The sequence below is a fragment of the Amycolatopsis sp. NPDC104863 genome (assembly GCF_055582965.1).
In genome coordinates, this window is the sequence record NZ_JBVJOW010000003.1 from 899,891 (window position 1) to 925,996 (window position 26,106).

At 75.6% G+C, this 26,106-nt stretch carries 2 protein-coding genes (1 of these 2 running past the window's edge); both read left to right on the forward strand.

What is annotated here, in order from left to right; all coding sequences use genetic code 11:
• On the forward strand, positions 1 to 1,041 hold the final stretch of the coding sequence (locus ACZ63J_RS20785) for a type I polyketide synthase (RefSeq protein WP_465402412.1). 26,058 nt of this gene lie to the left of the window's left edge; the window shows 1,041 of its 27,099 coding nt (coding positions 26,059–27,099); its start codon lies off the left edge, out of view; the stop codon is at positions 1,039 to 1,041.
• 27 nt (positions 1,042 to 1,068) lie between these two features.
• Positions 1,069 to 26,106: a type I polyketide synthase gene (locus tag ACZ63J_RS20790; RefSeq protein ID WP_465402410.1), complete on the forward strand. Its 25,038-nt coding sequence runs from the start codon at positions 1,069 to 1,071 to the stop codon at positions 26,104 to 26,106.

Here is a 26,106-nt window from a genome sequence, read left to right on the forward strand (position 1 = left end):
GAGCTGCTCACGCCCGACGTCACCGCGGTCATCCACGCGGCGGGCGTGCTCGACGACGGCGTGCTCGAAGGGTATGGCCCGGACCGGTTCGACACCGTGTTCGCGGCGAAGGCCGAATCCGCGCTGGTGCTCGACCAGGTGTCCCGCGACCTGGAGCTCGACGTCTTCGCGTTGTTCTCCTCGGCGTCCAGCTCGGTCGGCAACGCCGGCCAAGCCAACTACGCCGCGGCGAACGCCGTGCTCGACGCCGTCGCCGAACAGCGGCGCGCGGACGGCCTGCCGGGCACCTCGATCGCCTGGGGCGCTTGGCGGGCGGGCATGGCCGAGACCGCCGACGCGACGGCCCGCGCCCAGCGCACCGGCACCCGCCCGGTGCCGCCGGAGCTGGCGCTCACCGCGTTCGCGCAGGTCGTGCTCGCGACCGACGCGGCCCCGGTGGTCGCCGACATCGACCACGCGACGTTCCTGCGCGCCTTCACCGCGGCCCGGCCGGCCCCGCTGCTGACCGACCTGCCGGAGTACCACCGCCTCACCGCGGAAGCGCCGGTCACCGCGGGCGCGGTGCTGCGGGAGCGGCTGACCAAGCTGCCGGTGTCGGACCGCGAGAAGGCCGCGCTCGACGTCGTCCGTACCCAGGTCGCCGCCGTGCTCGGGTTCTCCGGGCCGCACGCGGTCGACCCGGAGCGGCCGTTCTCCGGGCTCGGGTTCGACTCCCTCAGCGCGATCGAGCTGCGCAACCAGCTCGCCGCGGCGACCGGGCTCGACCTGCCCGCGACCCTCGTGTTCGACCAGCCGTCCCCGGCCGTGCTCGCCGCCGACCTGGTGCGGCAGCTCGCCGGTGAGCAGGACCCCGGCGACGTCGACACCGAGCTGCGGGCCCTGCTCGCGGCCGTTTCCCCGGCGCGCCTGCGGGAAAGCGGCGTGCTGGACACCTTGCGCCGCCTGGCCGGGCCCGACCCGGCCGGGGACGAGGCCGCCGACTTCGACGGCATGTCGGTCGACGACCTGGTCCGCGCGGCACTCGACGGCGAGGCCACCTGACCCCCGATGAACCTACGGAGCTGACACATGTCCACCCCGAGCGACCGGGTCGTCGAAGCACTCCGTGCCGCGATGAAGGAGTCCGAGCGGCTCAAGCGGCAGAACCAGGAGCTGCGGGCCGCCGCCACGGAACCGATCGCCATCGTGGCCATGGGCTGCCGGTTCCCCGGCGGCGTCCGCGGCCCCGAAGCATTGTGGCGGCTCGTCGAGGACGGCGGGGACGCGATCGGGCCGTTCCCGGCCGACCGCGGCTGGGACGTCGAGGCGGTCACCGGCGCTCGAGTCGACGAGCGGGGCATGGGCGTCAGCCAAGCCGGTGGGTTCCTCGACGGCGTCACGGACTTCGACGCGGGGTTCTTCGGGATCTCGCCGCGCGAGGCGGTGTCGCTGGACCCGCAGCAGCGGCTGCTGCTGGAGGTGTCCTGGGAGGCGATCGAACGGGCCGGGATCGACCCGCGGCGGCTGCGCGGCAGCCGCACCGGCGTCTTCGCCGGGACGAACGGGCAGGACTACGCCTACCTGATGGTCCGGTCGCTGGCCGACGCCGACGGCTCGGTCGGCACCGGCATCGCGGCGAGCGCGCTGTCGGGTCGGATCGCCTACACCCTCGGCCTCGAAGGCCCGGTCGTCACGGTCGACACGGCGTGCTCGTCGTCGCTGGTCGCGGTGCACCTGGCCGCGCAGGCCCTGCGCGCGGGGGAGTGCACCCTCGCGCTGGCCGCGGGCGTGAACGTGATGTCGACCCCCGGGTCGCTGCTGGAGTTCAGCCGCCAGGGCGGGCTGTCGGCCGACGGCCGCTGCAAGGCGTTCTCCGACGACGCCGACGGCACCGGCTGGTCCGAGGGCATCGGCGTGCTGGTGCTGGAGAAGCTGTCGGACGCGCACCGCAACGGGCACGAGGTGCTCGCCGTGGTCCGCGGCACCGCGGTGAACTCCGACGGCGCGTCCAACGGCTTCACCGCGCCGAACGGTCCTTCGCAGCAACGTGTGATCCGTGCCGCGCTGGCCTCGTCCGGACTGTCCACTTCGGACGTCGATGTCGTCGAGGCGCACGGGACCGGCACCAGGCTCGGCGACCCGATCGAAGCGCAAGCCCTGCTGGTCACCTACGGCCAGGACCGCGAGACGCCGCTGCTGCTGGGGTCGGTCAAGTCCAACATCGGGCACACGCAGGCCGCCGCCGGCGTCGCCGGGATCGTCAAGGTGGTCGAGGCGATCCGGCACGGGGTGGTGCCGCGGACCCTGCACGCCGAGACGCCGTCGTCCCATGTGGACTGGAACGCCGGCGCGGTCCGGCTCGCCACGGAGAACCAGCCGTGGCCCGCGGTGGACCGGGCGCGCCGCGCCGGGGTCTCGTCGTTCGGGGTCAGCGGCACGAACGCCCACGTGCTGGTCGAACAGGCGCCGGCCGCGCCGGTCGTCCCGGCCGAACGCACGCCGGTTCCCGCACCCTGGCTGGTTTCCGGACGGACCCCCGCCGCGCTGCGCGCCCAGGTCGCCCAGCTCGCCGGTGTGACGGCCGACCCGCTGGACGTCGCGTTCTCGCTGGCCACCACCCGTTCGGCGTTCGAAGAGCGGCTGAGCGTCTCGGGGCCGGACCCGCGCGCGGCGCTGACCGCCTGGCTGGAGACCGGGGACGCGCCCGGCGTCGTCACGGGATCGGTCGACCAGCCGCCCGCTCTCGCGTACGTCTTCACCGGCCAGGGCGCGCAATGGCTGGGCATGGGCCGGGCGCTGGCCGCGCGGTTCCCCGTCTTCGCCGACGCCCTCGCCGCGTCGCTCGACCGGCTCGACCCCGCTGTCCGCGAAGTGCTGCAGGGCACCGACGCCGCCGCGCTGGACCGGACCGGGCACGCGCAGCCCGCGTTGTTCGCGGTCGAGGTCGCGCTGTTCCGGCTCCTGGAGTCCTGGGGGATCCGGCCCGACTTCGTCGCCGGGCACTCGGTCGGCGAGCTCGCCGCCGCGCACGTGTCCGGGGTGCTGTCGCTGGACGACGCCTGTGTGCTCGTCGGCGCGCGGGCCCGGCTGATGCAGGCGCTGCCCGCCGGCGGCGCGATGGTCGCCGTCCGCGCGAGCGAGGCGGACGTCCGGCCGTACCTGGGTGACGACGTCGCCATCGCCGCGGTGAACGGGCCGCGGTCGGTGGTGCTGTCCGGGACCGAGGACGCCGTGCTGGCCGCCGCCGCGCACTTCGAGCGCCCGCGCCGGCTGTCGGTGTCGCACGCGTTCCACTCGCCGTTGATGGACCCGATGCTCGACGACTTCCGCGCGGTGGTCGCCGGGCTGACGTTCGCCGAGCCCGTGCTGCCGTTCATCGCCTCCGGGGACGTCACCACGGCCGAGTACTGGGTGCGCCACGTCCGCGAGCCGGTCCGGTTCGCCGACTCAGTGGCGAAGCTCGCCGAGGCCGGGGTCTCGGTGATCGCCGAGCTGGGCCCGGACGCCGCGCTCACCCCGCTGATCGAGGACGTCACGGCCGTTCCGGTGGCCCGCCGGGACTCCGACGAGCCCGCGGTGCTCACCGAAGCGCTGGCCCGGTTGCACACCGCCGGGGTGCGCGTCGACTGGACGAAGTTCTACGCCGGAACCGGCGCCCGCACGATCTCCCTGCCGACGTACCCGTTCCAGAGCCGGCGTTTCTGGCCGTCCACTGTGGACGTCGCTGCCGATGCCACCGGGCTCGGGCTCGACCCGGTCACGCACCCGCTGCTCGGCGCGTCCGTGGCCCCGGCCGGGTCCGACGGGCTGCTGCTGACCGGGCGCGTCTCCGCGCGGACCCACCCGTGGCTCACCGACGGGGTGTTCCCGGGCACCGGGTTCGTCGAACTCGCTCTGCGCGCCGGCCTCGACCTCGGCTGTGACCTGGTCGAAGAGCTCACCCTCGGCGCTCCGCTGGAGCTGGCCGCCGACGAGGCCGTCGACCTGCAGCTTTCGGTGGGGGAGCCGGACGAGACCGGTCGGCGCCGGCTCGACATCCACACCCGGGCCGCAGGCAGCTGGGTTCGCCGGGCGGAGGGTGTTCTCGCCACCGGCGCGCACCACGAAGACTTCACCGACTCGGACCTCGAAGTCGCGTTCGGTGAGGACGAAGCCGAGACGGCGCGCTTCGGGCTGCACCCGCGGCTCCTCGCGGACGTCTTGCAGGCGGCCGGGATCACCGGATACCCCACCCGGTGGAGCCGGGTCTCGCTGCATGCGGCCGGCGCTGCTCGCGTTCGCGTCCAGGTCGGTGCCGGCGGGGCGTTGGCGCTCACGGACACCGCCGGACAGCCGGTCGCGTCGATCGGTTCGGTGCGCTCGGAAGCCGTGGCCGCACAGTCCGATGTGGACTCGCTGTTCGAGCCGCGCTGGGTGCCGGTCGTGCTGCCGCCGGAGGCCGCCACCGACGTCACCCTCGTCCGGCTCGGCGACGACGGCGGCACCCTCGACGGCCTCACCTCGCTGACCACCCGCGCGCTCGAACTGGCCCAGAACTGGCTGACGGACGGTTCCGCGACGTCGCGGCTGGTCTTCGTGACCGAAGCCGGCGACCTCGCCGCCGCGGCCGTGTGGGGCCTGATCCGCACGGCCCAGGCGGAAAACCCGGGCCGCTTCGTCCTGGTCGACACCGACACCGAGACCACCGACGACGTCGTCCGGCGTGCCCTCGCCCTCGACGAAACCCAGCTGCGGCTGCGCGCCGGCACCGCCCACGCGCTCCGCCTCGCCCGTGCCAACCCCGAGCTTTCCCGGGAAAGCGCGGGGTTCGACGCCGAGGGGACCGTCCTCATCACGGGGGGCACCGGCGGCCTCGGCGCCGAGCTCGCGCGGCACCTCGTGCGCGAACACGGCGTGCGGCACCTGCTGCTGCTCAGCCGCCGCGGCCCGGACGCGCCCGGCGCACGGGAGCTGCGCGACGAGCTCGGCGCAGACGTCGAGATCCGCGCCTGCGACGTCGCCGACCGCGAGGACCTCGCCGCCGCGCTCGCCGCGATCCCGGCCGAGCACCCGCTGACCGCGGTCGTCCACGCGGCCGGCGTGCTCGACGACGGTGTGGTCACCGCCCTCACGCCCGACCGGCTCGCGCCGGTCCTGGCCGCCAAGGCCGCGGCCGCGTGGCACCTGCACGAGCTGACCCACGACCTCGCCGCGTTTGTGCTGTTCTCCTCCGTCGCCGGGATCATGGGCGGCGCCGGCCAGGGCAGCTACGCCGCCGCCAACAGCTTCCTCGACGCGCTGGCCGCCCACCGCCGCGCCGCCGGCCTGCCCGGCCTCTCCCTGGCCTGGGGCTCCTGGACGGTCGGCATGGCCGGCTCGCTCGCCGACGCCGACCGCGCGCGGATGGCCCGCTCCGGCATGCCGCCCCTCGAGCTCGAGCACGGCCTGGCGCTGTTCGACACCGCCGTGACCCGGCCGCAGCCGGTGGTCGTGCCGGTCGCCGTCGACCTCGCCGCGCTGCGCCTGCTCGACGAGCTGCCGCCGATCCTGCGCGGGCTCGCCGGCGGCATCCGCCGCTCGGCCGCGACGACGTCCGCGGCCGCCGCCGACCTCGCCGGCCGGCTGCGCGTCCTGAGCGACGACGAACGGCTCGCGCAGGTCACCGACCTCGTCCGCGGCCGCGCCGCGACCATCCTCGGCCACTCGGACCCGGCCGCCGTCGGCGCCACGAAGTCGTTCTCCGAACTGGGTTTCGACTCGCTCACCGCGGTCGAGCTGCGCAACCGGCTGGCGGCCGTGACCGGGCTGCGGCTGCCGTCGACGCTGGTGTTCGACCACCCGACACCGGCCGCGGTGGCCCGGCTCGTGCTCGCCGAGCTGTTCGGCGCCCCCGGTGCACCCGCCGCGGTGACGTCCGGCCGGCGGGACGACGACCCGATCGTGGTCGTCGGGGTCGCCTGCCGGTTCCCCGGCGGCGTGGAAAGCCCCGAAGACCTCTGGGACCTCGTCGCCGACGGCCGCAGCGGGGTGTCGAGCTTCCCGACCGACCGCGGCTGGGACGCGGCCGCGCTCGCCGCGTCCGACACCCGCGCCGGCGGGTTCCTCTACGACGCCGCCGAGTTCGACGCCGGCTTCTTCGGGATCTCGCCGCGTGAGGCCGTCGCGATGGACCCGCAGCAACGGCTGCTGCTGGAAGTGTCCTGGGAAGCGTTCGAACGCGCCGGCCTCGACGCGACGGGTCTGCACGGCTCGCGCACCGGCGTGTTCGTCGGCACGAACGGCCAGACCTACTCCGACCTGTTCCTCACCGGCGACGTCGAGCTGCGCGGCCAGACCGGCACCGGCATCGCCGGCAGTGTCGTGTCCGGCCGGCTGTCGTACGTGCTCGGGCTCGAAGGCCCGGCCATGACGATCGACACGGCGTGCTCGTCGTCGCTGGTCGCGATGCACCTCGCCGCGCAGTCGCTGCGCGCGGGGGAGTGCGACCTCGCGCTCGCCGGCGGCGTGACCGTGATGGCCACGCCGGGCGGGTTCGTCGGGTTCAGCGGCCAGAACGGCCTCGCCCCGGACGGCCACTGCAAGGCGTTCTCCGACAACGCCGACGGCACCGGCTGGTCCGAAGGGGTCGGTGTGCTGGTGCTGGCGCGGCAGTCGGAGGCGCTGCGGGCCGGGCACGAGATCCTCGCCGTCCTGCGCGGCTCGGCCGTCAACCAGGACGGCGCGTCGAACGGGCTCACCGCGCCGAACGGCCCGTCGCAGCAACGGGTCATCCGCGCGGCGCTGGCCGACGCCGGTCTGTCCACTTCGGACGTCGACGTCGTCGAAGCGCACGGCACCGGCACGACGCTCGGCGACCCGATCGAGGCGCAGGCGCTGCTGGCGACCTACGGGCAGGACCGCGAGACGCCGTTGCTGCTGGGCTCCGTCAAGTCGAACATCGGGCACACCCAGGCCGCCGCCGGGGTCGCCGGGGTCATCAAGGTGATCGAGGCGATGCGCCATGGGATCGTGCCGAAGTCGCTGCACGTCGGTCAGCCGTCGTCCCATGTGGACTGGGAAGCCGGTGCCGTCGAGGTGGTCGCGGAGGCCGTCGAGTGGCCCGAAGCGGACCGAGTCCGCCGCGCGGGCGTGTCCTCGTTCGGGATCAGCGGCACCAACGCCCACGTCATCCTCGAAGCCCCCGAGCCGCGCCCGGCCGAGGCCGCGCCCCGGCCCGAGCTCCCGGTCGTGCCGTGGGTCGTCTCCGGCAAGACCGAGGACGCCCTCACCGCCCAGATCGAGCGGATCACCGCCGCCGGGCTCGACCCGCTCGACACCGGGCACTCCCTGCTCACCACCCGCGCGGGCTTCCCGCACCGCGCGGTGCTCCTGGCCACGCCGGACGGCGTCCGCGAAGCCGCGCGCGGCACCGGGGACGCGCCGTCGGTCGGGTTCCTGTTCACCGGCCAGGGTTCCCAGCGGCTCGGCATGGGCCGTGAGCTGTACGCCGTGTCGAAGCCGTTCGCCGACGCCCTCGACGAGGTCCTCGCGCACCTCGATCCCGGCCTGCGCGACGTCCTCTGGGGTGACGACCCGAGCCTGCTCGCCGAGACCGGCTGGGCGCAACCCGCGCTGTTCGCGCTCGAGGTCGCGCTCGCCCGGCTGGCCGAGGCGCACGGCGTCCGGCCGGCGCGGGTCGCGGGGCACTCGGTCGGCGAGATCGCCGCGGCCCACCTCGCCGGGGTGCTGTCCCTGGAAGACGCGGGCACGCTGGTGACCGCGCGCGGCCGGCTGATGCAGGCGCTGCCGCGCGGCGGCGCGATGGTCGCGGTCGAAGCGTCCGAAGAGGACGTTCGCGCCCGGCTGGCCGACGGCGTCGACGTCGCCGCGGTCAACGGCCCGCGCGCGGTGGTGCTCTCCGGCACCGAGGCCGCCGTGCTGGCTGTGGCTTCGCACTTCGAGAAGACCAAGCGGCTCACCGTCAGCCACGCGTTCCACTCGCACCTGATGGACCCGATGCTCGACGAGTTCCGCGCGGTCGTCGAGGGGTTGACCTTCACGCCCCCGCGGATCCCGGTCGTCACCACCGGCGACGTCACCGACCCGGAGCACTGGGTCCGGCACGTCCGCGACACCGTCCGCTTCGCCGACGTCCTCGCCGCGCTCGACGTCACGGCGTTCGTCGAGGTCGGTCCCGATGGTGTCCTTTCGGCGATGGTCGACGCGCCCGGCGCGCTCGTCACGCCGCTGCTGCGCAAGGACCGCCCGGAACCGGAGGCGTTCCTCACCGGGCTGGCTCGGCTGCACGTGGCCGGCGCGGGTGTCGACTGGACGCCGTGGTTCCCCGGCGCCCGGCGGATCACCCTGCCGACGTACGCCTTCCAGCGCCGGCACTACTGGCCGCGGGTCACGCCCGGCCGCGGCGCCGTCGAGCGCCTCGGGCTCACCCCGGCCGGGCACCCGCTGCTGGACTTCGCCGTCGACCTCGCCGACTCCGGCGGGGTGGTGCTGTCCGGGCTGCTGTCGACCGACACGCGGCCGTGGCTGGCCGACCACGTCGTCGGCGGGCACGTGCTGTTCCCCGGCACCGGGTTTCTCGACCTCGCCGTCCGCGCGGCGGACCAGGTCGGCTGTGCCGCCGTGCAGAGCCTGTCCATCGCCGCGCCGCTGTGGCTGCGCCCGGAGGAGCCGGTGCTGCTGCAGATCGCCGTCGGCGGCCCGGACGACGCCGGGCGCCGCGAGCTGACGATCTCCTCGCGCGGCACCGGCCCGCACGCCGGGTGGGTGCCGCACGCGGCCGGCTTCGTCGCCGTCGGCGAGCACCCGGCCGCGCCCGGGAGCGACTGGCCGCCCGCCGGCGCCACCGAGCTCGATGTGTCCACTGTGTACGACGAGCTGGCCACGACCGGCCTGGCCTACGGGCCCGCCTTCCGCGGCCTGACCCGCGCCTGGCTGGACGGCGACACGCTGCTCGCCGAGGCGGAGCTGCCCGGCGACCCCGACGGCGACTACGGCCTGCACCCGGCCCTGTCCGATGCGGCCCTGCACGCCCTCCACCGCCTCGACACGGTCGCGGGCGGTCTTCCGTTCGCCTGGTCCGGGGTGTCGCTGCACGCTTCGGGCGCGACGCGGATCCGCGCCCGGATCACCCCGGTGGACCGCGAGTCGGTGGCCATCGCCGTCACCGACGAGACCGGTGCGCCGGTCCTGACGGTCCAGTCGCTCCAGCTGCGCGAAGCGGCCCAGCGCGACGCCGACGACGACTCCCTGTTCCAGCTCACGTGGGTCCCGGCGGCCCTGGCCAAGGACGCCCCGGCCGGAACGTGGGCCCTCCTCGGCGACGACCCGCAGCTGGCGAAGGTGGCCCGGCCGTGCGTCGACCTCGACGAGGCCCTCGCCCGCGAACCGGACGTCCTGCTGGTCCCGATCGGCGCAGGGGACGACGACCTGCCCACCGCCGTCCGCGCCGTCACCGCACACACGCTGACTGTGCTGCAGAACGCCGACGAGCGCGCCCGGCGGGTCGTCTTCGTGACCCGCGAAGCCGTCGCGGTCGAGCCCGGTGACCGGATCGCCGATCCCGCCGCCGCGGCGGCCTGGGGGCTCGTCCGCTCCGCGCAGTCCGAGCAGCCGGACCGGTTCGTCCTCGTCGACCTCGAAGCCGGCGCCGCGCTGCCCGGCACCGGGTTCGTCGTCTCCGGGGAACCCCAGTTCGCCGTGCGCGGCGAAAGCGTCCGCGTCGCCCGGCTCGGCCGGCTGGCCGGCAACGGCGACCTCCTGCCTCCCGCGGGACCGGCGTGGCGGCTCACCGCCGGCCCCGCGGGGATCGACGACCTGGGCGCCGAGGCGTGCCCGGACGTGCTCGACGACCCGCCCTCGGGCCAGGTCCGGGTTCGCCTCGAAGCGGCCGGGCTCAACTTCCGCGACGTCCTGTCCGTGCTCGGCATGTACCCGGGCAAGCTCGGCGACCTCGGCGCGGAAGGCGCCGGCGTGATCGAGGCGGTCGGCCCCGGCGTCGATCCGGCCCGCGTCGGCGAACGCGTCTTCGGCATGCTGCCCGGCTCGTTCGGCACCCACAGCGTCGCCGACCCGCGCTACCTCGCGCCGGTGCCCGCCGGGTGGTCCGCGCGCACCGCCGCGTCCGTCCCGCTGGTGTTCTTGACCGCCTACTACGCGCTGGTCGACCTCGCGGACCTCAAGCCCGGCCAGAAGATCCTGATCCACGCGGGCGCGGGCGGTGTCGGCATGGCCGCCATCCAGCTCGCCCGCCACCTCGGCGCCGAGGTCTTCGCCACGGCGAGCGCGGGCAAGCAGCACGTCCTGCGGGAGCTCGGGGTCGACGGCGACCACATCGCCTCCTCCCGCTCGCTCGAGTTCGAAGCCGACTTCCGCCGCGTCACCGGCGGCTCGGGCGTCGACGTCGTGCTCAACGCGCTGGCCGGCGAGTTCGCCGACGCCTCCCTGAACCTGCTCGCCGACGGCGGCCGGTTCCTCGAGATGGGCAAGACCGACATCCGCGACGCCGCCGCGCTGCCGCGGGTCCGCTACCGCGCGTTCGACCTCGGCGAGGCCGGCCCGGACCGCACGGCCGAGCTGCTCGGCGAGCTGCTGCGGCTCTTCGGCGACGGCGTCCTCACCCCGCTGCCGATCCGCAGCTGGGACCTGCGCCAGGCCCCGGCCGCGTTCCGGCACATGAGCCGCGCCAAGCACGTCGGCAAGATCGTGCTGACCCTGCCGCCGCGCTGGGAACCCGACGGCACCGTGCTCATCACCGGCGGCACCGGCGGGCTGGGCCGCGAACTGGCCCGGCACTTCGTGCGCACCCACGGCGTCCGGCACCTCCTGCTCACCAGCCGCCGCGGCCTCGGCGCCCCCGGCGCGGCCGAGCTGCGGGCCGAGCTGGGCGACGGCGTCACGATCGAAGCCTGCGACGTCGCCGACCGCGGCCAGCTCGCCGCCGTGCTCGCCCGGATCCCGGCCGCGCACCCGCTGCGCGCCGTCGTGCACACCGCGGGTGTCCTCGACGACGGCGTGGTCGCCTCGCTCGACCCCGCGCGCCTGGACACCGTGCTGCGGCCCAAGGTCGACGCCGTCGTCCACCTCGACGAGCTGACCCGCGACCTCGACCTGTCCGCGTTCCTCGTCTTCTCCTCGGTCGCCGGCACGGTCGGCTCGGCGGGGCAGGGCAGCTACGCCGCCGCCAACGCCTTCCTCGACGCCTTCGCCCAGCGCCGCCACCGCGAGGGCCGCGCCGCGCTGTCCCTGGCCTGGGGCGGCTGGGAAACCGGCATGGTCGGCACCCTCACCGACGCCGACCGCGAGCGGATGGCCCGCGGCGGGGTGCCGCCGCTGACCGTCGAGCAGGGCATCCGGCTGTTCGACCGGGCGACGCGGTCGCCGAGCCCCGTCGTCGTGCCGATGCGCGTGGACATGGCGGCCATGCGCGCCCAGGGCGAGCTGCCGTGGCTGCTGCGCCCGGTCGCCAAGCCGGGCCGCCGCCGCGCGGGCGGCGACGCCGAGCACGTGCGCGGCTCGCTGCGCGAACAGCTCGCCGGGATGCGCCCGGCCGAGCAGCTGCGCCTGCTCGTCGGCCAGGTCGCCACCGAGGCCGGCGCCGTCCTCGGCCACGCGCCCGACGACGTCGAGCCGACGCGGGAGTTCCGCGAGCTGGGCTTCGACTCGCTGACCGCGGTCGAGTTCCGCAACCGGCTCGCCGCGGTGACCGGGCTGCGGCTGCCCTCGACGCTGGTGTTCGACTACCCGACCCCGGGCGCGGTCGCGGAGTTCCTGCGCGGGGAGCTGGTCGGCTCGGCCGGCGCCGGCGCCGCCGTCGTGGTGGCCGGCCCGGTGTCCGACGACCCGGTCGTGGTCGTCGGCATGGCCTGTCGGTTCCCCGGCGGGGTCACCGGTCCGGACGGGCTGTGGGACCTGGTCGCTTCGGGCGGCGACGCCGTCTCCGGCTTCCCGGCCGACCGCGGCTGGGACGCGGCCGCCCTGGCCGCCAGCGACACCCAGGCGGGCGGGTTCCTCTACGACGCGGCCGAGTTCGACGCCGCGTTCTTCGGGATCTCGCCGCGTGAGGCCGTCGCGATGGACCCGCAGCAGCGGCTGCTGCTCGAAGTGTCCTGGGAGGCCTTCGAACGCGCCGGGCTCGACGCGACGCGGCTGCGGGGTTCGCGCACCGGCGTCTTCGTCGGCACGAACGGCCAGACCTACTCCGACCTGCTCATGACCACCGACGCCGACCTGCGCGGGCAGACCGGCACCGGCCTGGCCGCGAGTGTCGCCTCGGGCCGCCTGTCGTACGTGCTGGGCCTGGAGGGCCCGGCCATGACGATCGACACCGCCTGCTCGTCGTCGCTGGTGGCGCTGCACCTGGCCGCGCAGTCGCTGCGCGCGGGGGAGTGCGACCTCGCCCTGGCCGGCGGGGTGACCGTGATGGCCACCCCGGGCGGGTTCATCGGCTTCAGCGGCCAGAGCGGTCTCGCCCCCGACGGCCGGTGCAAGGCGTTCTCCGACGACGCCGACGGCACCGGCTGGTCCGAGGGCGCGGGACTCCTGGTGGTCGAGCGGCAGTCCGACGCGCTGCGCCACGGGCACCGGATCCTCGCCGTGGTCCGGGGTTCCGCCGTCAACCAGGACGGCGCGTCCAACGGGCTCACCGCGCCGAACGGCCCGTCCCAGCAACGGGTTATCCGCGCGGCGCTCGCGAACGCCGGACTGTCCACTTCGGACGTCGACGTCGTCGAGGCACACGGCACCGGGACGACCCTGGGCGACCCGATCGAAGCCCAGGCGCTGCTGGCGACCTACGGCCAGGACCGCGCGCGGCCGCTGCTGCTCGGCTCGATCAAGTCCAACATCGGCCACACCCAGGCCGCCGCCGGGGTCGCCGGGATGATCAAGGTGATCGAGGCGATGCGCCACGGCGTCGTGCCGAAGTCGCTGCACGCCGGCGAGCCGTCGTCCCATGTGGACTGGGAAGCCGGTGCGGTCGAGGTCGTTTCCGAAGCCGTCGAGTGGCCCGCGGTGGACCGTGTCCGCCGGGCCGGGGTCTCGTCGTTCGGGATCAGCGGCACCAACGCCCACGTCATCCTCGAAGCACCCGCGGTCCGCCCGGAAGCACCCCGCGAGGAGGCCGCCGCGACGCCGGTGCCGCTCGTCGTCTCCGGCCGGACCGCCGACGCGCTGCGCGACCAGGCGGCCCGGCTCGCCGCCCGGCTCGAATCGCCGGGCCGGCTGCTCGACGTCGCCTTCGCGGCGGCCACCACCCGCGCGAGCTTCGCGCACCGGGCCGCGGTTGTCGCCACCGAGCCGGAAACGGCGATCCGTGAGCTGCGGGCGCTGGCCGGGTCCACCGAGACCGGCCGCCCGCCGCGGCAGGCGTTCTTGTTCACCGGTCAGGGCGCGCAACGGCTCGGGATGGGCCGTGAGCTGGCCGAGGCCTACCCGGTCTTCGCCGCCGCGCTCGACGAGGTGTTCGCCTTCTTCGAGCCCGGCCTGCGGGACGTCGTCTGGGGCTCGGACGCCGACGCGCTGGCCCGGACCGGGCACGCGCAGCCCGCGCTGTTCGCCATCGAGGTCGCGCTGGTGCGGCTGCTGGAGTCGTGGGACGTGCGCCCGGACTTCGTCGCCGGCCACTCCGTCGGCGAGATCGCCGCCGCGCACGTCGCCGGGGTGCTGTCCCTCGAGGACGCTTGTGTGCTGGTGTCCGCGCGAGGCCGCCTGATGCAAGCGCTTGCGCCCGGGGGCGCGATGGTCGCCGTCGAAGCGTCCGAAGAGGACGTTCGCCCGCTGCTGACCGGCGAGGTCGACCTCGCCGCGGTCAACGGGCCGCGCTCGGTGGTGCTCTCGGGCACCGAAGACGCGGTGCTGGCAGTGGCCGCGCGGTTCGGGAAGACCAAGCGGCTCAGCGTCAGTCACGCGTTCCACTCGCACCTGATGGACCCGATGCTCGACGACTTCCGCCGCGTGGTCACCGGGTTGTCCTTCGCCGAGCCGGAGATCCCGGTCGTCACCGCGGGCGACGTCACCGATCCCGGCTACTGGGTCGGGCACGTGCGCGCGACCGTCCGGTTCGCCGACGCGGTCGCCGGGCTCGCCGAGCGCGGCGTGACGGCGTTCGTCGAGGTCGGGCCGGACGCGGTGCTCACCGGGCTGGTCGACGTCCCGGGCGCGGCCGTCGTCCCGGTGCTGCGCCGCGATCGCGACGAGCGTGCCGCCGTCGCCGCGGCGGTGGCCGCCCTGCACACCGCCGGCACCCGGATCGACTGGGCCGCCTGGTTCGCCGGCACCGGCGCCCGCGGCACGGACCTGCCCACCTACGCCTTCCAGCGCCGCCGCTACTGGCCCGAGCCCGCCGTGCGAACCGCCGCGGACGACTCGTTCTGGTCGGTCGTCGAGCACGGCGACCTGGCCGAGCTGGCCGCCGACCTCCAGGTCGACGCCCCGGCGCTGGCGTCGGTCGTCCCGGCCCTGTCGGCCCTGCGCGCCCGCCGGCAGCGACAGTCCGTTGTGGACGGCTGGCGCTACCGCGTCGAATGGCGGCCCCTCCCCGCCACGACCGCTTCGACCGGCGACCGGCTGGTCCTCGTCCCGCCCACGGACGACCCGTGGGTGCGCGAGGTCGCGGCCGCGCTGGGCACCTCGCTGACGGTGTCCACCGTGGATCGCGCCGAGCTGGCCGACCTCCTGCGTGACCACCTCGCCCCGGTGGTCGTCTCGCTGCTCGCGCTCGACGGGACCACCGCGCTCGTCCAGGCTCTGGACGACCTCGGCGCCGACACGGCGTTGTGGTGCGTCACCCGGGGTGCGGTGTCCACCGGCCCGGCCGACCCGCTCACCGCGCCCGCCCAGGCCGCGATCTGGGGCCTCGGCCGCGTCGCCGCGCTGGAGTACCCGCGCCGCTGGGGTGGCCTCGCCGACCTCCCGGCCGACCTCGACGCCCGTCTCCTCGCCCGCTTCGCCGGAGCCCTCGACGGTGACGACGACCAGATCGCCGTCCGCGCCTCGGGTGTCTACGGCCGCCGCCTCACCCCGGCCGCCGCCGCGACCACGCCGTGGCAGCCGCGCGGCACCGTCCTGGTCACCGGCGGCACCGGCGCGCTCGGCCGGCACGTCACGAAGTGGCTGCTCGGCCAGGGGGCCGACAGCGTGGTGCTGGCCAGCCGCTCCGGCGGTGAACCCGGCCCGGACGAGCGGGTCGTCGTCGCGCGCTGCGACGTCGCCGACCGCGTCCAGCTCACCGAGCTCCTCGAAACCCACCGGCCGGACGCCGTTGTGCACGCCGCCGGGGTCCTCGACGACTGCGTCCTCGGCAGCCTCACCCCGGACCGCTTCGACGCCGTGTTCCGCGCGAAGGTCGACTCGGCCCTGCTGCTCGACGAGCTGACCGGCGATCTCGACGCGTTCATCCTGTTCTCCTCGGTGGCCGGCGCCGTCGGCAACCCCGGCCAGGCCAACTACGCCGCCGCCAACGCGGTGCTCGACGCGCTCGCCGAAGCCCGGCGCGCCCGCGGGCGGGCCGCGACGTCGATCGCCTGGGGCGCCTGGGCGGGCGACGGCATGGCCGCCGGCCTCGGCGGCGGCCTGGACCCCGACCTCGCCGTCACCGTGCTGGCCGACGCGGGCGGTGCGGCCGCGCAGCTTGTGGTCGCCGACATCCAGAACGCCGACGTCCTGCGGCCGCTGCTCAGCGTCCGCCGCAGCCCGCTGCTGGCCGACCTGCCGGTCGTCCGCCGGGTGCTCGCCGAGCTGGCCGCCGAACCCGCGGCCGGCGGCGCACTGGCGACGAGGCTGCTCGCGACCCCGGCCGCCGAACGCGCGAGTGTCCTGCTGGAGGTGGTCCGCGAGCACGTCGCGACGGTGCTCGGGCACGCGGGCACCGCCGAGATCGGGGCCACACGGGCGTTCTCCGACCTCGGGTTCGACTCGCTGACCGCGATCGAGCTGCGCAACCGGCTCGACGCCGCGACCGGGCTGCGGCTGCCCGCGACGCTGGTGTTCGACCACCCGAACCCGCTCGCCCTGGCCGAGCTCCTCCTCACCGAGGTCCTCGGCGGTGACGCCCCGGTGACCGCCGTGGCGGGCCCGGCGAGCACCACCGACGACCCGATCGTCGTGGTCGGCATGAGCTGCCGCTTCCCGGGTGGCGTCCGCTCGCCCGAAGACCTGTGGGCGCTGCTGGCCGAGGGCCGCGACGCGATCACCGGCTTCCCCGGCGACCGCGGCTGGGACATGTCGGCCCTGGCCGGCGAAGGCCGTGGCAGCAGCTACGTCGACCGCGGCGGGTTCCTGCCCGACGCCGCCGACTTCGACCCCGAGTTCTTCGGCATCTCCCCGCGTGAGGCCCTCGCGATGGACCCGCAGCAGCGCGTGCTGCTCGAGACGTCGTGGGAGGCCGTCGAGCGCACCGGCATCGACCCGACCGGGCTGCGCGGCAGCCGCACCGGCGTGTTCGTCGGCACCAACGGCCAGGACTACGCCGGGGTGATCGTCCGCTCGGCCACCGACGTCGAGGCGCACGCGGGCACCGGCGTCGCGGCGAGCGTCGTGTCCGGCCGGCTGTCCTACGTGCTCGGTCTCGAGGGCCCGGCGATGACGATCGACACGGCGTGCTCGTCGTCGCTGGTCGCCCTGCACCTCGCGGCGCAGGCCCTGCGCGCGGGGGAGTGCGACCTCGCGCTCGCCGGCGGTGTCACGGTGATGGCCACGCCGGTCAGCTTCGTCGGCTTCAGCCGGCAGAACGGCCTCGCGCCGGACGGGCTGTGCAAGGCGTACTCCGACTCCGCCGACGGCACGAGCTGGTCCGAAGGCGCCGGTGTCCTGGTCGTCGAGCGGCTGTCGGACGCACGGCGGCACGGCCACGAGGTCCTCGCAGTGGTCGCCGGTTCGGCGATCAACTCCGACGGCGCGTCCAACGGCCTCACCGCCCCGAACGGGCCGTCCCAGCAGCGCGTGATCCGGCAGGCGCTGGCGAGCGCCGGGCTGCGTCCGTCCGAAGTGGACGTCGTCGAGGGCCACGGCACCGGCACGACCCTCGGGGACCCGATCGAAGCGCAGGCGCTGCTGGCCGCCTACGGGCACGACCGGCCGGCCCCGCTGCGGCTCGGCTCGATCAAGTCCAACCTCGGCCACACCCAGGCCGCGGCGGGCGTCGCGGGTGTCATCAAGATGATCCTGGCCCTGCACCGGGAACGGATCCCGGCGTCGCTGCACGTGACCGAGCCGTCGACGCACGTCGACTGGACCCCGGGCGCGATCGAGCTGGTCACCGAGGCCGTCGACTGGCGGGAGAACGGGCGCCCGCGCCGGGCCGGCGTCTCGTCGTTCGGGCTGTCCGGCACCAACGCGCACGTGATCATCGAGCAGGCTCCGGCGCTCCCCTCGGCACCGCGGGAGCGGGCGGTCACGCCGGGTGTGGTGCCGTGGCTCGTGTCAGGCCGGTCCGAAGCCGCCCTTGAAGCCCAGCTAGCCGCCCTGCCCGAGGGGCTCGACCCGCTCGACACCGGCTTCTCGCTCGCCACCACCCGCTCGGCGTTCGAACACCGCGCCGTGCTGGTCGACGGCACCCCGGTCGCCCGCGGGACCGCCCGCGAGCGGACGGTCGCGTTCCTGTTCACCGGCCAGGGTTCGCAGCGGCTCGGTATGGGCCGGGGGCTCTACGAGCGGTTCGGCGTGTTCGCCGACGCCTTCGACGCGGTCTGCGCGCACCTCGACCCCGCTCTGCCGCGTCCGCTGCGCGAGGTCGTCTTCGGGGACGACGCCGCGCTGCTCGACGAGACCGGCTGGGCCCAGCCCGCGCTCTTCGCGCTGGAAGTCGCGCTGTTCCGCCTGGTGCGCTCGTGGGGGGTGCGGCCGGCGTTCCTCGCCGGGCACTCGGTCGGCGAGATCGCCGCCGCCCACGCCGCCGGGGTGCTGTCCCTGGCCGACGCGTGCACGCTCGTCGCGGCGCGCGCCCGGCTCATGCAGGCGCTGCCGTCCGGCGGGGCGATGGTCGCCGTGCGCGCCACCGAAGACGAGGTCCGGCCGCTGCTGACCGGCGACGTCTCGCTCGCCGCGGTGAACGGGCCGTCGTCGGTCGTGCTGTCCGGCGCCGAGGACGCCGTGCTGGCCGCGGCCGCCGGCTTCGAGCAGACCAAGCGGCTCACGGTGTCCCACGCCTTCCACTCTGCGGCGATGGACCCGATGCTCGACGACTTCCGCGCGGTTGTCGCCGGATTGACCTTCGCCGAGCCGGAAATCCCGGTGGTCGGTGACTTCACCTCGCCGGAGTACTGGGTGCGGCAGGTGCGCGACACCGTCCGCTTCGCCGACACGACCGCGAACCTGCTCGAAGCGGGGGTCACGGCGTTCGCCGAGCTCGGCCCGGACGCCGTGCTCACCGCGCTCGTCGACGGTGAGGTCCTCGCGCCCGTGTTGCGTGCCGGGCGCGACGAGGAGACCACCGCCGTCACCGCACTCGCCGCGCTGCACGTCGCCGGCGTGCCGGTGGACTGGGCCGCCCTGTTCGAGGGCACCGGCGCCCGGCGCGTCGCGCTGCCGACGTACGCGTTCCAGCGGCAGCGGTACTGGCCGCGGCTCGTCCCGGGCGCGCACCAGCTCGGCATCACCGCGGCCGGGCACCCGCTGCTCGGCGCGGTCACCGAGGTCGCCGGCTCCGGCGAGGTCGTCTTCTCCGGCCGGCTCTCGCCGTCGTGGGTCGAGGACCACGTGATCGGCGGCCAGGTGCTCTTCCCCGGCGCCGGGTTCCTCGAACTGGTGGTGCGGGCCGGCGACCAGGTCGGCTGCGGCCGGGTGGAGGACTTCACGGTGGCGGCGCCGCTGGTGCTGTCCGGCGCGACGCTCGTGCAGGTCGTCGCCGGCGCCCCGGACACCGACGGCCGCCGCGAGGTGAGCGTGTCTTCGCGTGCTGACGCCGAGTGGGTCCGGCACGGGACCGGCGTCCTGGCCCCGGGCACGCTCCCGACCGGCTTCGACGCGGGGGAGTGGCCGCCCGCCGGAGCGTCCGAAGTGGACTTGACTGGGTTCTACGACACCTTCGCCGAGGCGGGGTTCGCTTACGGGCCCCAGTTCCGCGGCCTCCGCCGGGTCTGGCTGCGCGACGGCGAGGTCTTCGCCGAAGCGGAGCTGCCCGGCGACGACGCCGCGGACTACGGCCTGCATCCGGCCCTCCTGGACTCCGTGCTGCACGCCATTTCCTTCGCCGATTCGGTGCTGGGTGGGCTCCCGTTCTCCTGGGCGGGTGCGGAGCTGCACGCGACGGGCGCCGGCCGGGTCCGGGCGCGGATCGCGCGGCTCGGCGACGACTCGGTGTCCCTGGACCTGGCCGACGAGACCGGCGCACCGGTCCTGTCGGTGGACTCGCTCACGCTGCGAGCGGCGACACCGGTCGAATCCGGCCCGGTGGCGCTGTTCCGCCTCGACTGGCTGCCGGTGCCCGGCGCGACCCCGGACGGCGCCTGGGCGGTGCTTGGCTCCCGGCTCGCCGAGCTCGGCACGCCGTATCCGGACCTCGAAGCGGCACTGGCCGCCGAGCCGGACGTGCTGCTGGTCCCGGTGCACGGCGACGGCGACGTGCTCGCCGACGTCCGCCGGGTCACCGCCGAGGTCCTCACCATCCTGCAGACCCCGAACGAAACCACGCGCGTCGTCTTCGTCACCGAGGGCGCCGTCGCCGGGGAAGACCTCGCCGCCGCCGCGGTCTGGGGGCTCGTCCGCTCCGCGCAGACCGAAAACCCCGGCCGGTTCGTGCTCGCCGACGTCGACGACGCCTCCCTGGCCGGGCTTCCGGCCGCCGTCGCGACCGGGGAGCCGCAGCTGCTGCTCCGGGACGGCACCGCCCGGGTCGCCCGGCTCGGCCGGGCCCCGCGGGCGGCCGGCCGTCCACAGTGGAATCCGGACGGCACCGTCCTCGTCACCGGCGGCACGGGCGGCCTCGGCCGCGTCTTCGCCCGGCACCTCGCCGCCGAGTACGGCGTCAAGCACGTCCTGCTCGCCAGCCGCCGGGGCGGGAACGCCGACGGGATCGTCGAGCTCGTCGCCGAGCTCGCCGCGCACGGCACCGAAGTCACCGTCGCCGCCTGCGACCTCGCCGACCGCGACGCCGCCGCGGAACTGCTGGAGGGCATCCCGGCCGACCGGCCGCTGACCGCCGTCCTGCACGCCGCCGGGGTGCTCGACGACGGGGTGGTCGGCTCCCTCGACGCCGAGCGCCTCGAGACCGTGCTGCGCCCGAAGGCCGACGCCGCCTGGAACCTGCACGAGCTGACCGACGGCCTCGCCGCGTTCGTGCTGTTCTCCTCGGTCGCCGGCACCATCGGCTCGCCGGGGCAGGCGAACTACGCCGCCGCCAACGCCTTCCTCGACGCGCTCGCCGCCCACCGGCACGCCCGCGGCCTCGCCGCGACGTCGCTGGCCTGGGGCGCCTGGGAGACCGGCATGGTCGGCACGCTCACCGACGCCGACCGCGAGCGGATGGTCCGCGCGGGCATGCCGCCGCTGCCGGTCGAGCAGGGCTGCGCGCTGTTCGACCGGGCCGTCACGCTCGCCGAACCCGCGCTCGTCCCGGTGCTGGTCGACCTGCCGCGCGTCCGCGCCCTGCCCGAGCCGCCGTGGCTGCTGCGCCCGGTCGGCCGGCCGGGCCGGCGCGGCGCGAGCCGGGCTACCCCGGCCGCCAACGCCCTGCGCGAACGGCTTTCCGGCCTGCGGGAGAGTGAACAGCACAAGGCGCTGCTGGAGGTCATCCGCACCCAGGTCGCCACCGTCCTCGGTTTCGACGCCGCGAAGGTGGACGTCGAACGCGAGTTCCGCGGCCTCGGCTTCGACTCGCTCACCGCGGTCGAGTTCCGCAACCAGCTCGCGACCGCGACCGGCCTGCGCCTGCCCGCGACCCTGGTGTTCGACCATCCGACCCCGGTGGTGCTGGCCGGTTTCCTGCGCGGCGAGCTCGCCGGCGAGGACGTCCCGGTCGCCCGCACCACGGTCCGGGCGCCGGTCTCCGACGACCCGATCGCCATCGTGTCGATGGCCTGCCGCTACCCGGGCGGGGTGACCTCGCCCGAAGAGCTGTGGCAGCTCGTGCTCGACGGCGGGGACGGCGTCGGCCCGTTCCCGGCCGACCGCGGCTGGGACCTCGCCGGGCTCTTCGGCGCCGACCGCGGCCGTTCCTACACCCGCGAAGGCGGTTTCCTCGGCGAAGCCGGGATGTTCGACCCCGGCCTGTTCGGCATCTCGCCGCGGGAGGCCCTCGCGATGGACCCGCAGCAGCGGCTGCTGCTGGAGACCTCCTGGGAGGTGATCGAACGCGCCGGTGTCGACCCGCTTTCGTTGCGCGGCAGCAGGACCGGCGTGTTCGCCGGGGTGATGTACCACGACTACGGCCAGGGTGTGCAGTTCCCGGAGGAGGCCCTCGGCTTCCTCGGCATCGGCACCGCGGGCAGCGTCATGTCCGGTCGCGTGGCTTACGCGCTCGGCCTCGAAGGACCGGCCGTCACGATCGACACGGCGTGCTCGTCGTCGCTGGTCGCGATGCACTGGGCCGCCCAGGCCCTGCGGGCCGGGGACTGCGAGCTGGCAATCGCCGGCGGTGTCACGGTGATGGCGACCCCGGGTGCCTTTGTCGATTTCTCGGCTCAGGGCGGCCTCGCCGCCGACGGCCGGTGCAAGTCGTTCTCCGACTCCGCCGACGGCGTCGGCTGGGCCGAAGGTGTCGGGGTCGTGCTGCTGGAGCGCCTTTCCGACGCGCGCCGCAACGGCCACGAGGTCCTCGCCGTGGTGCGCGGGTCGGCGGTCAACCAGGACGGCGCGTCCAACGGCCTCACCGCCCCGAACGGTCCGTCGCAGCAGCGGGTGATCCGCCAGGCCCTGACGGTCTCGGGGCTCACGACGTCCGAGGTGGACGTCGTCGAGGGCCACGGCACCGGCACCCCGCTCGGCGACCCGATCGAGGCGCAGAGCCTGCTGGCCACCTACGGCCGCGACCGGGAGACGCCGCTGCTGCTGGGTTCGGTGAAGGCCAACATCGGCCACACCCAGGCCGCCGCCGGTGTGGCGGGGGTGATCAAGATGGTGCAGGCCATGCGCCACGGCGTGGTCCCGAAGTCGCGGTACTCGGCCGAGCCGTCGTCCCATGTGGACTGGACCGAAGGCGCGGTCGACCTGGTCCCGGACACCACCGCGTGGCCCGAGACCGGGCGGGTCCGCCGGTCGGCGGTGTCGTCGTTCGGGATCAGCGGCACCAACGCCCACGTCATCCTCGAGCAGCCGGCGGACCGGCCCGCGCCCGGGCCCGCCGCGGCCGAGGCCGGCCCGGTGCCGGTCGTCGTCTCCGGCCGGACACCCGAAGCCCTGCGCGCCCAGGCCGCCCGCCTGGCCGAGCACGTCGAGGCGAGCGGCGACCCGCTCGCCGACCTGGCGCACGCGGCCGCGGCGACCCGGGCGGCGTTCACGCACCGCGCCGCGGTCGTCGGCAGTGAACCCGCCGAAGTCGTCGACGGGCTTCGCGCCATCGCGGCCGGGAACCCGACCGTGCAGGGCGAAGCCCGGGTCGCCCCGCCGGTCGCCTTCCTCTTCGCCGGCCAGGGCGCGCAACGAGTCCACATGGGACGCGGCCTCGCCGCCGCGCACCCGGTGTTCGCGGCCGCGTTCGACGAGGTCCTGGCGCTGCTCGACCCCGAGGTGCGCGCGGCGCTGGCCGACGACGAGCGGATCGACCGCACGGAGTTCGCGCAGCCGGCGCTGTTCGCGTTCGAGGTCGCGCTGTTCCGGCTGCTGGAGTCGTGGGGGGTGCACCCGGACTTCGTGACCGGCCACTCGGTCGGCGAGATCGCCGCCGCGCACGTGGCCGGCGTGCTGTCCCTGCCGGACGCGTGCGCGCTGGTGTCCGCGCGTGCCCGGCTGATGGGCGCGCTGCCCACCGGTGGTGTCATGGTCGCGGTGCGGGCGTCCGAAGAGGACGTTCTCCCGTTCGTCGGCGAAGGGGTCGACGTCGCCGCGGTGAACGGCCCCGGCTCGGTGGTCCTTTCCGGACACGAAGAAGCCGTTGTCTCCGTCGCCGCGAAGTTCGCCAAGCACCGGCGCCTGCGGGTCTCGCACGCCTTCCACTCCGTGCTGATGGAACCGATGCTCGCCGAGTTCGGCGACGTCGTCGCGAAGCTGGCGTTCGCCGAGCCGCGGGTGCCGGTCGTGTCGGCGGGCGACGTCACGTCCCCGGCGTACTGGGTCAGCCAGATCCGCGACACCGTGCGTTTCGGCGACGCGATCGGGCGGCTCACCGAGGCCGGGGTGACGGTCTTCGCCGAGCTGGGCCCGGACGCCACGCTCACCGCGGTCGTCGACGAGCCGGCCGCGCACGTGATCCCGGTGCAGCGCAAGGACCGCGACGAAGCCGCCGCGGTCGCCGAAGCCCTCGCGCGGCTGCACGTCGCCGGGGTCGCCGTCGACTGGGCCGCCCGGTTCCCGAAGGCCCGGCCCGTCGCGCTGCCGACGTATGCGTTCCAGCACGAGTGGTTCTGGCCGCTGCCGGCCGCCGGGGGTGACGCCACCGGCCTCGGCCTGGCCCCGGCGGGGCACCCGCTGCTCGGCGCGACGCTCGCCCTGGCCGACTCGCCGGGTGTGGTGTTCTCCGGACGGCTGTCCGCGGCCACCCAGCCGTGGCTGCGCGACCACGTCGTCGGCGGCACGATCCTGTTCCCCGGCGCGGCTTTCCTCGAGCTGGCGGTCCGCGCGGCCGACGAGGTCGGCTGCGCGGCGGTCGAGGACCTGACCCTGGCCGTGCCGCTCGTGCTCGACCCGGACGGCGCCGTCGTGCTGCAGCTGGCCGTGGGCGAGCCCGGCGAAGGCGGCCGCCGGGAGCTGACGATCTCCTCCCGGGCCGACGACGACTGGACCCGGCACGCGACCGGCACGCTCGTCCCGCGGGCGGTGGCGGCCGAGCCGCTGCCGGACGTGTGGCCGCCCGCCGGCGCCGTCGAAGCGGATCTCACCGGCTTCTACGCCCAAGCGGCCGAAGCCGGGTTCGCCTACGGGCCCGCGTTCCAGGGGCTGCGGCGCGTCTGGCGCTCAGGCGCCGAGGTCTACGCCGAACTGGCCCTGCCCGACGGCGCGGAAGCCGACCGGTTCGGCCTGCACCCCGCGCTGCTCGACGCGGCCCTGCAGGCCATCGGGTTCGGTGAGGGCGCCCCGGCCGGGCTGCCGTTCGCCTGGACCGGCGTCACCCTGCACGCGTCCGGCGCGAGCCGGGTCCGCGTCCGGATCACCCCGGCGGGCGGCGACTCGGTGTCCCTGGCGCTGGCCGACGACGCCGGGAAGCCGGTCCTGACCGCCTCCGGTGTCACGCTCCGCGCGGCCGAAGCCCCCGCCGAGGCCGACGCGCTGTTCCGGCTGCGCTGGACGCCGGTCCCGGTGCCCGAGCCGGGCGCCGAAACGTGGGCGGCCGTCGGGGACGAGTTCGCCGCCGCCCTCGGTGTCGACGCCCACCCGGACTTCGCGGCCGCACTGGCGTCCGGCGCGGACGTCGTCGCGATCCAGGTCACCGGCGGTCCCGACGCGGCGGCTTCGGCCCACGCGCTCACCGCGGAAGTGCTGACCTATCTGCAAAGTCCCGCACCGCGGCTGGTGTTCGTCACGCGCGGCGCGATCGGCGGGGACGACGTCGCCGCGGCCGCCGTCTGGGGCCTGGTGCGCTCGGCGCAGTCCGAGGAGCCCGGCCGGTTCGTCCTGCTGGACGTCGACGAGCCCGACGGCGACACCCTCCGCGCGGCCCTGGCGACCGGCGAACCCCAGCTCCTCCTGCGCGACGGCACCCTGAGCGTCGCCCGCCTCACCCGAGCCGAGCTTTCACGTGAAAGCTCGGGCTGGGACCCCGAAGGCACCGTGCTCATCACGGGCGGGACCGGAGGACTGGGCCGGGTCTTCGCCCGCCACCTCGTGGCCCAGGGCGCGCGCAAGCTGGTGCTGCTCAGCCGGCGTGGTCCGGCCGCCGACGGGATTGACGAGCTGGTCGCGGAGCTGGCCGGGGCCGACGTCCGGGTGGTGGCCTGCGACGTCAGCGACCGGAGTGCCCTCGCCGCCGTGCTCGCCGATGTCCCCGACCTGACCGCCGTCGTGCACACCGCCGGTGTGGTCGACGACGGGGTGCTCGCGTCGCAGTCGCCCCAGCGGCTCGAGACGGTGTTCGCGCCGAAGCTCGACGCGGCCTGGCACCTGCACGAGCTTGTCGGCGACCACGCGGCGCTCGTGCTGTTCTCTTCGGTGGCGGGCACCATCGGCACCCCGGGCCAGGCGAACTACGCGGCGGCGAACGCCTTCCTCGACGCCCTCGCCGAGCACCGCCGCGGCCGGGGGCTGGCCGGGGTGTCGCTCGCCTGGGGCGCGTGGGACACCGGCATGACCGGCGACCTGACCGACGCCGACCGCGAACGCATGGTCCGCGGCGGCATGCCCCCGCTGGCCGCCGAGCAGGGCACCGAGCTGTTCGACCGCGCGGTCGGCGGCGACGTCGCGCACCTCGTCCCGGTGCGCGTCGACCTGCCGACGCTGCGCACCCGCGGCGAGCTGCCGTGGCTGCTTCGCCCGGTGGGCCGGCCCGGACGCCGCAGCGCGGCCGCCGGTCCGGACCGGGCCGCCGCGGCCGACCTGCGGGCGCAGCTGGCCGGGATGCGGGACAACGAGCAGGAACGCACACTGCTTTCCCTGGTGCGCACCCAGGTTTCGGCGGTGCTCGGGCACCCGGCCGAGCAGGTCGGGGCCGGGCTGGAGTTCCGCGAGCTGGGCTTCGACTCGCTGACCGCGGTCGAGTTCCGCAACCGGCTCACCGCGGCGACCGGGCTGACCCTGTCGGCGACGCTCGTCTTCGACTACCCGACCCCGGCCGGGCTCGCCGGGCACCTGCGGGCGGAGCTGGCGCCGGCGCCGGCCGCCGCGACCTCCCTGCCGGACGGGCTCGACCGGCTCGAAGAGCTGGTCGCCGCGGGCACCGCGGGTGAGCTCGCGGAGGCGGACGTCGCGGCCCGGCTGCGCCGGCTCCTGGCGAAGATCGCCGACGCCGAGCCCGCGCGCGAAGACGTCTCCGAGCGGCTCGACGCGGCCAGCACGGACGAGGTCTTCGCCTTCATCGACCACGAACTGGGCCGGCTCGGCGACGGGTCCGGACTCGAGCAGGAGGGCTGA

Excerpts from the sequence above, each read along its gene's own strand:
- ACZ63J_RS20790 (WP_465402410.1), top strand. The coding sequence starts at position 1,069 with ATGTCCACCCCGAGCGACCGGGTCGTCGAAGCACTCCGTGCCGCGATG.